This window comes from Psychromonas algicola, assembly GCF_004378355.1.
Lineage (GTDB): Bacteria > Pseudomonadota > Gammaproteobacteria > Enterobacterales > Psychromonadaceae > Psychromonas.
The window spans coordinates 84,693-100,773 of sequence record NZ_SNUB01000006.1 but is presented as its reverse complement, the minus strand read 5'-3'; the positions used below and the strand labels follow the sequence as shown (position 1 = coordinate 100,773).

Here is a 16,081-nt window from a genome sequence, read left to right as displayed (position 1 = left end):
GGTGATAATACGGCAAAACGGTCGATAGTTTAAATCGATTGTTGTTATCAAATTGATAGGTTTTGCTGTTTGTTGAGTTAAGGGGCATGTTATTAATCAGCCCCTTTATTGAGTCTCTATTCTTTATTCTTTACTCTTCAGTCGCTTCCGTTTCCGCTTCTGTTTTAGCTGCTTCTGCTGCTAATCGCTCAATTTCAGCTTGTTTTTCAGCTTCCTGTTTTGCTTTTAGTTCTTCAGCTTTTATTTTTTCTGCTTTTTCACGCTCTTGTATTTGCCATGTTAATGTTTCTAAATATTGACGAATACTGTTCACGTAATGCAAGGCTTCACGTCCACGAGAGTATCCATAGCGTGTTTTTTTGTACCATTTTCGTTGGTGCAGTAGAGGTAAGTTTTCCTTCATATCCGCCCACGAGTCCGGATTTTGACCTCTCATTTTTGTAATGCGTCGTGCATCCAATAAATGCCCTAAACCAATATTATAAGCGGCAAGCGCGAACCAGACTTTTTCATCTTGTGGAATGCTTTCTGGCAGCCTTTTAATCATTTGCGTTAAGTATTTTGCACCACCTTTGATACTTTGCTCTGCGTTAAGGCGGTTTTTAATTCCCACAAATTTTGCAGTATCAAGTGTTAGCATCATCAAACCTCTCACTCCTGTCGGTGAGCGAGCTTTACGGTTCCAATGTGATTCTTGGTAACTCAGTGCTGCGAGTAATTGCCATGAAACTTCAGGGGTCTCATATTTTCTAAATAATTTTTCGTAAGTTGGTAATTTCGTTTTAATACGATTCACAAAAATGCGTGTATCTACATAATCAAAATCGCCAATATGCCCTAAATATTTTTCTTCAATTTTGGCGATTAAACCTTCTTGATGTTGATTTCCCATGAATTCGATCATGGCAGAATATAAAGAATCATCCTGTGCTTTACGAATTAACCAAGCAACAGGCTGCTCTCCATAAATAGTAAAGGCTTCGGCTAGAGACGGGTAATAACGTTGTTTGAGAGCCAAGGTTGTACTGTCTACAATGGCGAAGGTGACTTCTTTATCGGCTACTTTTTGTAATAACGATTCTTGATCTTCATTGTCTAAAACGTCTATCACTAGATCCGGATATTCTTTTAATGAAGCAATAATATTTTCTTCGTGACTACTTCCTTTTAACACGGTAACCGGCGCATTCACATCTTCGATTTTTCGAGGACGATAAGTGCCTTTGTGGTAAACCAGCTTCTGTGTCAGGGTGTAATAGGGTGGTGAGCTACGGTATTTTTCCATGCGTTTAGGCGTTAATGTCAACCCTGACCCTGCAAAGTCAATCTCATTATTTTCAAGTGCTGTAAATAATAAAGCTAGGTTATCGAATTCCTCAACAACTAACTCTACTTGTAAGTACTCTGCAAATTTCTTCCCTAACTCATAATCTAATCCGCTGTAAGTATCTCCATCATAGCTATAGGTTAATGAACCATTAATGGTACCCATAGTGATTGAACCTTTAGCCTGTATTTCTTCTAAGTCTGTGGTTTGAGTTAAAGGATTGCACGCTGCCATTAAAAAGAGTGAAATTATCGATAAAAATAATTTCACTTGGTTAGCAATAGAGGCTGAAAAATTAGGTTTCTTCATAGAGAGTTATATCAATCCAGTTAGTCGAGTGGGTACATTATCCAATAAACTATTTAAATATCCATTTATTTACTAATTAATCGGTTTATTTAGCTAAGACTATAGAGTGTTTCTATTTAATAAAAAATGCTTTTCTTTTATAATATAGAGCTTAACCCAAGTTCATTTATTTATTCAACGAGAGTAATAACCTATGGAAATTTTGCGAGGGGCGCCTGCCTTATCGACATTTCGTGTTAATCAGTTGCTGAAAAACTGTGAAGCGTTAGATTTACCTGTAACTGGCCTATATGCAGAGTTTATGCATGCTGCAGATTTATCTGAACCTTTAAATGACCAAGAGCTATCAGTATTACAAAAACTATTAACTTACGGACCAAAAATAGCAGAGCATGATCCAGTCGGCACGCTTCTTTTTGTTACTCCACGCCCCGGCACTATTTCGCCATGGTCTTCAAAAGCGACCGATATAGCAACAAACTGTGGGTTAGTTAAAGTTAAACGTTTAGAGCGTGGTATTGCTTATTACGTTGAAACAAAAACAGAGTTGAATGCAGAGCAAATCAAAACACTAACGGGTTTAATACATGACCGTATGATGGAAGTGGTATTAACATCATTAGATGAAGCTGCAACCTTATTCGTTCAAGGCAAACCGGGTGAAATGACTAGCGTCGATGTGCTAGGTCAAGGCCGAGCTGCATTAGAAGTTGCCAATGTGAACTTAGGGTTAGCATTAGCTGACGATGAAATAGATTACTTAGTTGAGAACTTTATTAAGTTAGGTCGCAATCCTAACGATATTGAATTAATGATGTTTGCACAGGCAAACTCAGAGCATTGTCGCCATAAGATCTTCAATGCAGATTGGACGATTGATGGCCAAAAACAGCCAAAATCATTGTTCAAAATGATCCGTAATACGCATGAATTACATCCTGAGCATGTTTTGTCTGCTTACAAAGATAACGCTGCCGTAATGGAAGGTTATGCTGCAGGGCGTTTCTTCCCAAGTGTTGATGAGCGTGAATTTGGTTACCACCATGAAGATATTGATATCTTGATGAAAGTAGAAACTCACAATCACCCAACCGCTATTTCTCCGTTCCCTGGTGCAGCAACCGGTTCGGGTGGTGAAATCCGTGATGAAGGCGCAACGGGTATTGGCTCTAAACCAAAAGCGGGTTTAGTTGGTTTTTCTGTTTCTAACTTACGCATTCCAAACTTTGAGCAACCATGGGAAACAGACTTTGGTAAACCAAGTCGTATCGTTTCTGCATTAGACATTATGCTTGAAGCTCCGCTAGGTGGTGCTGCATTTAACAATGAGTTTGGTCGTCCTAATATTTTAGGTTACTTCCGTACTTATGAAGAGCAAGTGGAAAGTCATAACGGAAGTGAAATTCGTGGTTACCACAAGCCAATTATGTTAGCGGGTGGTTTAGGTAATATTCGCCGTGAACATGTTCAAAAGAAAGATATCCCTGTTGGCGCTAAGTTAATTGTATTGGGCGGTCCAGCAATGAACATCGGTCTAGGTGGCGGTGCTGCATCATCAATGGATTCAGGTGCCTCTTCAGAAGATTTAGATTTTGCTTCAGTACAACGTGAAAATCCAGAAATGGAACGTCGTTGTCAGGAAGTGATCGACCGTTGTTGGCAAATGGGTGAAGATAACCCAATCCAATTTATCCACGATGTGGGTGCGGGTGGTTTATCAAATGCAATGCCTGAACTTGTAAATGATGGCGGTCGTGGTGGCGTTTTTGATTTGCGTGCTATTCCCAATGATGAAAAAAGCATGGCACCTCATGAGATTTGGTGTAATGAATCTCAAGAACGTTATGTGATGGCGGTTAAGCCAGAAAATCTAGCGACCTTTGAAGCTATTTGTAAACGTGAACGTGCTTTGTATGCGGTAATTGGTGAAGCAACGGAAGATTTGCATTTAACGCTTAACGATCCTGAGTTTGATAACAAACCGATCGATATGCCGTTGGAAGTGTTATTAGGTAAAGCTCCTAAGATGCATCGCGAAGTGACAACAAAAACTGCAGCGGGTAAAGCGCTAGATCTCTCTGGTGCAACGGTTAAAGATGCCGCTGAACGTTTACTACGTTTACCTTCGATTGCTGAAAAAACATTCTTAATCACTATTGGTGATCGTACCGTAACAGGGTTAGTTGCTCGTGATCAAATGGTGGGGCCTTGGCAAGTACCTGTTGCCGATTGTGCAGTAACCGCTGCAAGTTATGATACTTACTTTGGTGAGTCGATGGCACTAGGTGAGCGTACGCCTGTTGCATTGCTTAACTTTGGTGCTTCTGCTCGTTTAGCTGTAGCTGAATCAATTACTAATATCGCTTGTTCCGATATTGGTGATTTCAAGCGTATTAAATTATCTGCTAACTGGATGTCTGCAACGGGTCACCCTGGTGAAGATGCTGGTTTATATGAAGCCGTTAAAGCCGTTGGCGAAGAATTATGTCCTGAGTTAGAGCTAACGGTTCCTGTTGGTAAAGACTCAATGTCAATGAAGACGCGTTGGCAAGATGAAGCGGGAACTGATAAAGAAGTTATCTCTCCATTGTCTTTAATCATTACAGCATTCGGTGCTGTACGTGATATTCGCAATACAGTGACGCCACAACTACGTACTGACCAAGGTGATACAGCATTAATTTTAGTAGACCTTGGTAATGGCAAGAATCGTTTAGGTGGTTCGTCACTTGCACAGGTTTATAAGCAATTAGGCGATAAAACTCCTGATCTTGATAACCCTGAATTATTAAAAGGTTTCTTTAATGCAATGCAAACCTTAGTGGCTGACAAGAAATTACTGGCTTATCACGATAGAAGTGACGGTGGTTTATTCTCAACAATCACTGAAATGGCATTTGCTGGGCACTGTGGTGTAACCGTTAAGCTTGATCAAATTGGTAGTGATGATTTTGCTGCATTATATGCAGAAGAATTAGGTGCCGTTATTCAAGTTAAACGTGAAGACAAAGAAGCGGTATTAAACACACTAGCTGGGCATGGTTTGTCATCAAATTCATTAGTGATTGGTTCATTAAATGAGTCAGACCAAATTGAATTCTTGCGCGATGGTAATGATGTTCTAACGGCTAAACGCTCTGAATTCCGCGGAATTTGGGCTGAAACAACGCTTAAGATGCAATCATTACGCGATAATTCAGAATGTGCGCAGCAAGAGTTTGATCTTAAATTAGATGATAAAGATCCTGGTCTATCAACTAAGTTAACTTTTGATATTAATGAAGATATTGCTGCTCCTTATATTGCGAAAGGTGTGCAACCTCGTATGGCAATCTTGCGTGAACAAGGTGTCAACTCACAACAAGAAATGGCAGCTGCCTTTAATCGCGCTGGTTTCTCTGCGATTGATGTACATATGAGTGATATTTTATCGGGCAACGTGCAATTAGCTGACTTTGCTGGTTTAGTTGCCTGTGGCGGTTTCTCATACGGTGATGTATTAGGCGCCGGTGAAGGTTGGGCTAAATCAATCTTATTTAATGAGCAAGCTCGCAATCAATTCCAAACCTTCTTTGAGCGTGAAAACTCGTTTGCTTTAGGTGTATGTAATGGTTGTCAGATGTTATCAACGCTAAGCGAGTTAATTCCTGGTACTGATTTATGGCCTCGTTTTGTACGTAATAATTCAGAACGTTTTGAAGCGCGTTTCAGCTTGGTTGAAGTGCAGAAGTCTAATTCATTATTCTTAAATGATATGGCGGGTTCACATATGCCAATCGCCGTTTCTCACGGTGAAGGTCGTGTGGAAGTTAAAGACAGTGCTCATCTTGCTGCTATTGAAGCAAGTGGTTCAGTTGCACTGCGCTTTATTGATAACTACGGTAATAACACTGAGGCTTACCCTGCTAATCCAAATGGTTCACCAAATGGTATTACAGGTATTACTTCTGAAGATGGTCGAGTGACGATTATGATGCCTCATCCTGAGCGTGTATTCAGAACGGTAGCTAACTCATGGCACCCTGATGAATGGAAAGAAGATAGCCCATGGATGCGAATGTTCAGAAATGTGCGCAAACAGTTAGGTTAATTAAAAAAATGTCATCTTAAATAAAAAAAGGGAACATTAGGTTCCCTTTTTTATTTTTGGCGCTACTATTAACTAAGTAGTTGATTTAAATCGGTAAGTCAATTTTTTGAACTTTAAAGGTGAAGTAATTGTCAAGTGTTGTTAGTCAAGTTTTGTATGTCGGTAGAAACTTAAAATTAGCTCAAGCTTTGCTGTCTATAAATTCAAATATCGGTTCTTTTAATATATCTCATACTCATTGTGTTAATGCATTAGAAAGTATATTGAATGAAAACGATTACGATTATTTCATTTGCGAATTACCACTGTCAGCTTCTGTTAAAGAATGCATTACTGAAAAACATCCTGATCTTGAGTGTACTTATTTAAGTGATTTGGAGGCGCACTCAGAAAATATTAAAAATATAACTCCACAAAACAAAGAATTGGTTTCTGAAGAAGTTAAAGCCGCTTTAGACTGTATTAGTATTCCTATTTATTACAAAAATAAGCAAAATGTCATTATTACCTGTAACACTTATTTCTCGCAGGTTTTTGGTTTGTTACCTGAAGATTTAATAGGGCAAGATGCAAGAAATATATTACCCATTGATTCATATGGTGGATTTAAAAACTCTGAGTTAACCATGTTTAATGAGCATCAAGTTGATTTACTTGAATGTGAAATGCGAGATGTCACCGGACTTAAACGCGAATTCCTAATTCGCGAAGAATTGATGGATGGTAGTGAGTTAAAAATCGGTATGTTATTTGATATATCGGAGATGAACAGCGCGAAAAGGGCTGTTGAAAAAGAACGTGCAATGCTCAGAGCAACTGCCGATATTTCATCAGATTTAATTTTCTTTAAAGACTTAGAAAGTAAATTCATTGGGTGTAATAAACAATTTGAAGCATTTGTTGGTTGCCCAGAAGCGGAAATCATTGGCAAAAAAGATGATGAGTTGTTTGAAGAGAACCAAGCATTAATGTGCCAATCTCAAGATTCATTAGCCATGAGTACAGGTAAAACCTATTCTGGTGATGAATACTTAACCTATAATAATGGTGAAAAACATTACATCTTTATGCAAAAAGTACCGCTTAAAGATAAAGAAGGTAATGTACAGGGGCTAATCGGTATTGGTCGAGATATCACTGAAAAAAGTATTATTCAAAAACAACTTAAAGTCGCTAATGTGGTATTTGAAAACAGCCGTGATGCGATCGTAGTAACCGATGGCTCTGGGATTATTCTTTCATTAAATGATGCGTGTATAAAGCAGTCGGGTCATTCTAAAGAAAAGTTCATCGGGAAAGAAATACGCTCCTTTGCGACGGGTGGTGATTACCAGCAATTGTTCTCGGAAATAGAAGCTGGATTGAAAGAAAAAGGTCAATGGCAAGGTAATGCAAATTTCTCTAAAGCAGGCGGAGGATTAAGTTATTTCTGGCTAGAAATTTATATTGTTAAGCATCACGAAACCGGGATTGAAAATCGAGTTTATTCATTTACCGATTTAACCCAAAATAAATATAACGAAGAGAAAATTCAGTATCTATCTAAACATGATTCACTTACTGGGCTTAATAATCGTATCGCTTTATTCACCCATCTTGAGGCTGCTATTGCTCGTGCTAATCATAAGCAAATCGCAATGGGCGTTTTATTTGTTGAAATCAAAGGCTATAAAGAAAAAAATGAACGCTATGGTCATCATCAAGGTGATTTGATTATTAAAAACGTCGCTAAACGACTTAAACGTTCAGTATCAGATAAAGATATTATTGCGCGTATTGGGGATGATCAATTTGTCTTGGTTGTTGATGAATTAGATAATGAGCAAGTCGTTGCTTTGATTGCTCAAAATATCGCTCAACAGTTTGCCGATCCCATTACTATTGAAGGTATGCCCGTCAGCTTCTCTGTTTCTATTGGTATAAGCATCTGTCCCGATGACGGAATGGACTTGAATACCATTTTATCCAATGCAGAATCTGCTATGTTACGTGGTAAAGACGATCGTAGTAGCTCTTATCATTTCTATACCAATGAATTAACCATTAATTCAACACATCAAATAGAATTAGAAAAAGAAATGAGGTTTGCATTAGAAAATGACCAATTCGAAGTTTATTACCAACCTCAATATGATTTAAGTAAACATCAAATTGTCGCTGTAGAATGTTTAATGCGCTGGCATCATCCTCAACAAGGTGTGTTATTACCAAATCGATTCTTAATATTGGCAGAGCAATCTGGTTTATTGATTGAGTTGGGTATGCAAATGTTTGAGAAAGCCGCAAAACAAGCTGCATCTTGGCATAAATCAGGGATTAACTTCGGACGTATTGCATTTAACTTATCTAAATTAGAGTTGTCACAAATTTCACTGATTGGTGCGATACAAAAAGTATTATTAAATACTAATAGTCAAGCAAGCTGGTTTGAGTTTGCTATTGAAGAACATTTATTTAGTAGCGAAGTGTCTACTGTACAAGATAATCTATTAAATCTGAGCCGACTAGGTGTGTCACTGACTGTTGATGGATTTGGTGCAGATCGTTCTGTTTTATATTCTATTGGACGATTAAATATTGAAAAATTCAAAATATCTAAACACTTTATACAAGGTGTTCCAGGTTATTTAGCGGGTGAAGCCATGATTAAGTCAGTGTTTGTGTTGGCTAATTCATTAGGCATTGATGTAGTTGGTGAAGGAATGCAGGAAGCTTCCTTGTTAGGCGGTGATGAAAGCTTACCTCTAAATGAACCAATGAAAGCCAGTGAAGCTACTTTTTATCTTCGCTGCCATAAAAGAAAATAATATCGCTCTCATTACACGCTATTAATGAAGTATCGTGCATCGCGTTTCTAGTTGATACTTTAATCCCTCTGCATTGCCCATAAAAAAGCCTGCTGTTAAGCAGGCTTCAATTATCATTGTAATTAACTCATTACTTTGATTTTTTTGTCGCTTTCTTTTCTTCTTTCGCTTCAGGTGCATCCACTATATCAGCGTATTTTTTGCCGTAGAAAGAAGCAATTAAGACTTCTTTTAGCTCTGATATTAATGGGTAGCGTGGGTTAGCGCCTGTACATTGGTCATCAAAAGCATGCTCAGCTAATTCATCTACTTTAGCCATAAAATCTGCTTCATTAACGCCTGCAGCTTGAATCGATAGTGGAATATCTAATGCCACTTTTAATTCTTCTAACCATGTTAATAGTGCGTTAAGTTTATCTTCAGTATTACCTGTAGTGAAACCTAAGTGTGCAGCTATTTCAGCATAACGAGCACGCGCTTTAGGACGATCGTATTGTGAGAAAGCGGTTTGCTTGGTTGGATTGTTAGTTGCGTTGTAACGAATTGTATTTGAAATAAGTAATGCATTCGCTAGACCATGTGGAATATGGAATTCTGCACCTAGTTTATGTGCCATTGAGTGACAAACACCTAGGAAAGCATTAGCAAATGACATACCCGCAATCGTTGCAGCATTATGTACTTTTTCACGTGCAATCGGATCTTTTTTCCCATTAGTGTAAGAGCTTGGTAAGTACTCTTTAAGTAATTTAAGTGCTTGTAATGCATGACCATCAGAATACTCATTCGCCAATACAGAAACATAAGCTTCCATTGCATGAGTCACTGCGTCATAACCACCAAAGGCACATAAAGACTTAGGCATATCCATCACTAGATTCGCATCTACAATAGCCATGTTAGGCGTTAATTCGTAATCTGCTAACGGGTATTTTTGACCTGTTTTTTCATCTGTTACCACAGCAAATGGTGTGACTTCTGAACCTGTACCAGAAGTTGTTGTGATACAAACCAACTCTGCTTTTGCACCCATTTTAGGGAATTTGTAAATACGTTTACGAATGTCCATAAAGCGCATTGATAAATCTTCAAAGTCAGTTTCAGGGTGCTCATACATTACCCACATGATTTTAGCTGCATCCATTGGTGAACCACCACCAACAGCTAAAATAACATCAGGTTGGTAGCTGTGACAGGCGGCAGCACCTGCTTTTACCACGGCTAATGTTGGGTCAGCTTCAACTTCATGGAACACTTCAACTTCCATGCCTTTTTCTTTTAAGATAGCGCGTAAATCATCGATATAACCATTATTAAATAAGAAACGGTCGGTCACGATTAATGCACGTTTTTTACCTTCAAGGTCGGTCATTGCAACTGGTAAACAGCCGCGGCGGAAGTAGATTGATTTTGGTAGTTTATGCCACAACATATTTTCAGCTCGCTTCGCAACAATTTTCTTATTGATAAGGTGTTTTGGACCTACGTTTTCAGAGATCGCATTCCCGCCCCATGAACCACAACCTAACGTTAAAGAAGGCGCTAGCTCAAAGTTATAAAGGTCACCGATACCACCATGAGAAGAAGGTGTATTAACAAGAATACGTGCTGTTTTCATTTTGTCGCCGAAGTAAGCAATACGTTCTTCATTAGCATCTTGGTCTGTGTAAAGTACTGATGTATGGCCTACACCGCCTATATCTAAAACGATACCAGCTTGACGAACCGCGTCTTCGAAATCTTTTGCTTTGAAAAGTCCTAAAGTTGGAGATAGTTTTTCGTGAGCAAACTCATCATCCCAAGAAGCTTCTAATCCTTCACCTATTAAAATCTTGGTTGATGTTGGTACTTTAACTCCAGCGAGAGCTGCAATTTTATAAGCTGGTTGACCAACGATTTTGGCATTCAGCGCCCCATCAATCATTAATACTTTACGAACTTTATTCGCATCAGCTTCGCTTAATACAGCTGCACCATATTTTGCAAAGCGCGCTTTCACTTCGTCGTAAATAGATTCAACAACAATCGCTGCTTGCTCTGAAGCACAGATCACACCGTTATCGAAGGTTTTAGACATTAATATTGAAGACACTGCTCGTTTGATATCTGCTGTTTCATCAATAACAACAGGGGTATTACCCGCACCAACACCAATGGCTGGTTTACCTGAAGAGTAAGCCGCTTTAACCATGCCTGGCCCACCTGTTGCGAGTATCAGGTTGATATCATCATGTTTCATTAATGCATTTGAAAGTTCAACTGAAGGAACGTCGATCCAGCCAATAATGTCTTTTGGCGCACCGGCTTTGATTGCAGCATCTAATACAACTTTTGCTGCATAGTTTGTTGCATTTTTAGCGCGAGGATGGGGTGAGAAAATACAGCCATTACGAGTTTTAAGGCAAATTAATGCTTTAAAAATAGCTGTTGATGTTGGGTTGGTTGTTGGGACGATGGCACAAACGATACCAACAGGCTCTGCAATAGTGATAGTGCCGCCTTCCTCGTTACGCTCAATGACTCCACAAGTCAGTTCGTCTTTATATTTGTTGTAAATGAATTCAGAAGCAAAATGATTTTTAATCACTTTATCTTCCATAATACCCATTCCTGACTCTGTAGCTGCCATTTTGGCAAGTTCAATACGCGCCGTTGATGCAGCTAAAGATGCCGCGCGGAATATTTTATCAACTTGCTCCTGTGAGTAGCTTGCAAATTCTTTTTGCGCCGCTTTTACGCGAGCAACCATTGCGTTTAGTTCTGTGACATTACTTACCGTCATATATTTTCTCCAAAGTTTAATAAATTTAAAAAATTTTAAAAATGCTTTATTAAATCTAAGTGACTTATAAAAATTGACTTAGTAAAAAACTTTCACATTCATTATAGGAACAATCATGCAACCCACATTGATTTAGATCACATTCAAGATACCATGGATACTGGGCTTTTGGTGATCTAGGTCATGATTTTGAGTAGTATGTTATTTAACCATTTATTTGTTATTTAAAGATGACATTCAAGTAATTAATAAGATAATTCTGAGCCAATTTAAAGACTAATTAATGACTAAATACTTTATTTAACTATTTCAATATTTTAGCTTGCACTAAGTCATTTTTATTAATGTATAGTGATCCGCTATAATGCTTCACTAATATCTTGTCCATAAAGATAACTCTATGTAAGGAATAAATATTATGGGGAATATGCCTGCTGCCGCGCGTAGTGTTCTGTACTTTTCTGCCTTTGTGATCGCTTTAGCTGGGATAAAAGTAGCCGCTCCAATTGTGGTTCCTTTTTTATTGTCTCTATTTGTTGCCATTATTTGTAATCCTGCGGTTAACTATATAGAAAACAAAAAAGTGCCTAGAGGATTGGCGATTACCATTGTTATTTTTACCATCTTCTCCTTATTTCTTATATTGGGTGGTGTGATTGGCGCTGCTGTCAATGATTTTAGAGTGGCAATTCCTGTTTATGAAGCTCAATTGTCCGAAGAAATTACATGGCTGCTTAAATGGTTGGCAAGCCACGATATTGTAGTGTCGATGAATGACATTCGCTCTTACTTTGATCCTGCTAAAGTAATGAATTTAGTCACAACGACTTTGAGTGGTTTTAGTAGCGTGTTAGGTAATGTTTTCCTACTGCTGCTAACTGTTGTTTTTATGCTTTCCGAGGGTAAGGTTTTTGCTAAAAAATTGCATATTGCCTTTGATGATTCTGTTAAAACAGAGAAGAAATTAGATCATTTTTTAAATATGGTTAATCAGTATATGGCGATTAAAACGGTGATCAGTTTAGCGACTGGTTTAGTGATTGGCACTGTTTTATGGATCTTAGGGGTACAATTTTATGTGCTATGGGCCTTATTGGCCTTTTTGCTTAATTATATTCCTAATATAGGATCCATTATTGCAGCCGTACCTGCTGTTATTTTAACCTTCTTACAATTGGGAGCTGGGTACGCTTCTATCGTTATTGGTTTGTTTGTTGGTGTGAATATGGTGATGGGGAATGTCGTTGAACCTCGCTTTATGGGGCGAAGTTTGGGATTGTCTACTCTTGTCGTTTTTCTATCATTAATCTTTTGGGGTTGGTTATTAGGCATGGTAGGGATGTTGCTTTCAGTGCCATTAACTATGATTTTAAAAATTGCATTAGAGAGCAGCGAAGGAGGTCGATGGTTTGCTATTTTATTAAGCTCTGATAAAGAGATTGATGATATCGAACAGCAAAATGCAGACGCTTTTATAAATACAGATGATGAATCACTAATTGAAGAAGAAAAATAAAATATGTTTGACCCGTTATTAGAAAAAATGCATTTCTCTGAGCCATTATTAGCCATTGATGCTGGGCAAGAAAAAGAAATGTTTCGTTTATTTCATGGGCGAGGATTTTGTTACCCAGAATATCAGCACATTAATATCGATTGGTTAGCACCCGTTGTATTGATCATTTTATATAAAGAAGAAGATCAACAGTGGCTAGCACAATTAAGTGCATTCCTATTGTCTGAACTAACTGCAAAGGGATTTAAAGTCCAAAGCATTCAAGTACAGTTTCGCTGTCGAGATTTAGCGCCTACACAGGTTTTATATGGTGAAGAATTAAATGATTATTCTGCTTGTGAAAATGGACTTGCTTATAAAATTAGCTTAGGTAAAAATCAAAACTACGGTATTTTCTTAGACATGAAAAATGGTCGCTCATGGTTGCGAGAGAATAGTAAAAATAAGCGCGTGTTAAACCTCTTCTCTTATACCTGTGTTTTTTCTGCTGCTGCGATTGCTGGTGGTGCTGAGCAAGTCGTTAATTTAGACATGAGTAAAGCTGCACTGGCGGTAGGGCGTGATAATCATCGATTAAATGAACACGATCTTGCTAAGGTAAAATATCTTGGCCATGATTTGTTTAAATCATGGGGAAAGGTAACTCGTTTAGGTCCTTATGATATCGTGATTGCTGATCCTCCCTCTTTACAAAAGGGCAGCGTGAATATTAAACGTGATTATCCAAAAATTATGCGTCGATTGCCAGATTTGCTGAAGACAGGTGGGCAAGCATTGCTATGCTTAAACAGCCCAGATCTTAATTTTAAGTTTATTTACGATTCATTAGCTGAACATTGTCCGCAAGCAAAAGTGGTAAATGTTATTGAGCCTCCTGCAGTATTTACTAATAATGACCGAGACAAAGGACTTAAGTGCGTTCTCATTGAATTATCGGATTAAACAAAAAATCCAATAAAAAAGCCCCATTTAACATCGCTATTTCACGAGTTAACTGGGGCTTTTTTTGTTAGCTTGATAAATTAACCTTCTAGGGCTGCTTTATCGGCTGCTTGTGTTGCTTGAATTGCTGTTAATGCGATTGTGTAAACAATATCGTCTACTAGCGCGCCACGTGACAAGTCATTAACAGGCTTACGCATACCTTGTAGCATTGGACCGATACTGATTAGGTCTGCACTACGTTGTACTGCTTTGTAAGTTGTATTACCTGTATTTAAATCAGGGAAGATAAATACAGTTGCTTGGCCTGCAACTTTAGAATCTGGCGCTTTACTTTTCGCTACATTTTCCATTACAGCGGCATCGTACTGTAGAGGTCCGTCGATTAATAAGTCTGGGCGGCGCTCTTGAGCAATTTTAGTTGCTTCACGTACTTTTTCTACATCAGATCCTGCACCAGAATCACCAGTAGAGTAACTGATCATCGCTACTTTAGGATCAATACCGAATGCAATTGCTGAGTCTGCAGATTGAATTGCGATATCTGCTAATTGGTCAGCTGTTGGATCTGGGTTGATTGCACAGTCACCGTAAACCAATACTTGGTCAGGTAATAGCATAAAGAAAATAGAAGAAACAAGGCTTGCACCAGGTGCAGTCTTGATTAACTGTAATGCTGGGCGAATAGTATTTGCCGTTGTATGTACCGCACCAGAAACCAAACCTGCGACTTCATTTTCAGCTAACATCATTGTACCTAGTACTACAGTATCTTGAAGCTGTTCACGAGCAACAACAGGTGTTAGACCTTTTGATTTACGTAATTCAACCATAGGTGCGACATAACGTTCAATAACATCAACTGGATTAACTATTTCAACATCTTCAGTAATTACAATACCTTGCTGGCTTGCAATTTTATGAATTTCTTCTGGGTTACCTAATAATACTGGTTTTGCAATACCACGTTCAGCACAAATAACCGCCGCTTGAATAGTACGTGGCTCTTCACCTTCAGGTAACACAATGCGTTGGTTCGCTTTACGCGCTAGTTCTGTTAAATGATAACGGAACGCTGGTGGTGATAAACGACGAGATAATGAAGAGTCTTCCGTTAATGTTTCTAACCAATGTTTATCAATGTGGCTTGCAATGTACTCTTGTACTTTTTCGATACGTTCAAGGTCATCAACAGGGATTTCCATATTGAAGTTTTGTAAACGTTGAGCTGTTTGCCATGTATTACTTTTGATTAATAAAACAGGTAAACCAGAGTTCATTGCACTCTTACATAGTTTCATTACTTCTTCTTCTGGCGTGTAATCACCAGTCAGTAATAAACAACCAATCTTCATGCCGTTCATAACAGCGAGACACGTTGCGATGATAACGTCACTACGGTCACCAGAAGTTACTAACATTGAACCTGCTTTAAAATGTTCAACCATATTTGGAATTGAACGAGCACAGAAAGTCACTGAATGTAAACGACGGTTTTCTAAATCACCTTTATTTAATATTTTTGCTTCTAGGTGTACTGCTAGATCTTTAACACGAGGAGCAACTAAGTCTGCACTCCAAGGGATGCAACCTAGAATAGGTAACGGGCTCTTACTGAACATTTGTAAGACTTCAAGGTTGCTATTAGAGTTAGCAACTGGAATATCAAACATTTCAGTTAAATCTGGTCCAGCATTATCACTTTCGTCAACAGGTGCGCCGACTTTATTGATAATACACCCCACAAGACGCTTATTGTCTTTACCGCCGAATGCTGAAATCGCAATGTCGATACGTTCTTTAAGCTGCTGTGATGAGTCATTACTTGGATGAGCAACAAATACCATATCTGCATTTAATGCTTTTGCGATACTGTAGTTAAGACCATTAGCAAATTGATGTTTATCAGTCGGTACTAAACCTTCAACGATGATCACATCGCTTTCTTTAGTATCTTCACGGAAACGTTGTACGATATTTTCAAGTAGTTCTGATGTATTTCCTGAAGAGATAAGGTTTTCTGCATATTTCATTGCAAAAGGTTCAGGAGGAAGGATATTACTTGAATTACGAAGTGTTGCTGTTGAACGTTCTATGCCACCAAGGTCACCAGGACGTTGTTGAGCAATAGGCTTGAAGAAATTTACTGCAACACCTTGGCGCTCCATTGAGCGAACCATACCAAGACTAACTGAAGTTACACCAACACCCGAGCCAATCGGGATCAGCATTATTGTACGACCCATGATTATTCCTTTTTAATAGAATGAAATAAAGAGAGCTAATGCTCTCTTTCAATTAGTTTAGA

7 protein-coding genes are annotated in these 16,081 nt (G+C 38.4%); 4 read left to right on the top strand and 3 right to left on the bottom strand.

Annotated elements, in window-relative coordinates:
• Positions 1 to 130: 130 nt before the first annotated feature.
• Entirely contained in the window at positions 131 to 1,636 is a 1,506-nt protein-coding gene (mltF, locus tag E2R67_RS04680) for a membrane-bound lytic murein transglycosylase MltF (protein WP_134289774.1), read from the bottom strand.
• Between the two features lie 193 nt (positions 1,637 to 1,829).
• On the opposite strand from mltF, the gene purL reads away from it, so the two are divergent.
• Both purL and E2R67_RS04670 read left to right on the top strand, forming a co-directional pair.
• Positions 1,830 to 5,726, top strand: a complete 3,897-nt coding sequence (purL, locus tag E2R67_RS04675; protein WP_134289773.1) for a phosphoribosylformylglycinamidine synthase — start codon at positions 1,830 to 1,832, stop codon at positions 5,724 to 5,726.
• 128 nt (positions 5,727 to 5,854) lie between these two features.
• Positions 5,855 to 8,533, top strand: a complete 2,679-nt coding sequence (locus E2R67_RS04670; RefSeq protein ID WP_134289772.1) for a sensor domain-containing protein — start codon at positions 5,855 to 5,857, stop codon at positions 8,531 to 8,533.
• 130 nt (positions 8,534 to 8,663) lie between these two features.
• Here E2R67_RS04670 and adhE read toward each other — a convergent pair whose 3' ends face one another.
• Entirely contained in the window at positions 8,664 to 11,315 is a 2,652-nt protein-coding gene (gene adhE / locus E2R67_RS04665; RefSeq protein ID WP_134289771.1) for a bifunctional acetaldehyde-CoA/alcohol dehydrogenase, read from the bottom strand.
• Positions 11,316 to 11,733: 418 nt separating this feature from the next.
• On the opposite strand from adhE, the gene E2R67_RS04660 reads away from it, so the two are divergent.
• Together E2R67_RS04660 and E2R67_RS04655 are read left to right on the top strand one after the other, a co-directional pair.
• Positions 11,734 to 12,831 carry an AI-2E family transporter gene (locus E2R67_RS04660; RefSeq protein WP_134289770.1) on the top strand — a complete coding sequence of 366 codons (1,098 nt, stop codon included), beginning with the start codon at positions 11,734 to 11,736 and terminating at the stop codon, positions 12,829 to 12,831.
• A 3-nt stretch (positions 12,832 to 12,834) separates the two neighbouring features.
• Entirely contained in the window at positions 12,835 to 13,773 is a 939-nt protein-coding gene (locus tag E2R67_RS04655) for a class I SAM-dependent methyltransferase (protein ID WP_134289769.1), read from the top strand.
• Between the two features lie 80 nt (positions 13,774 to 13,853).
• On the opposite strand, the gene pta is transcribed toward E2R67_RS04655, so the two are convergent.
• Positions 13,854 to 16,019: a phosphate acetyltransferase gene (gene pta / locus E2R67_RS04650; protein ID WP_134289768.1), complete on the bottom strand. Its 2,166-nt coding sequence runs from the start codon at positions 16,017 to 16,019 to the stop codon at positions 13,854 to 13,856.
• Positions 16,020 to 16,081: the final 62 nt, after the last annotated feature.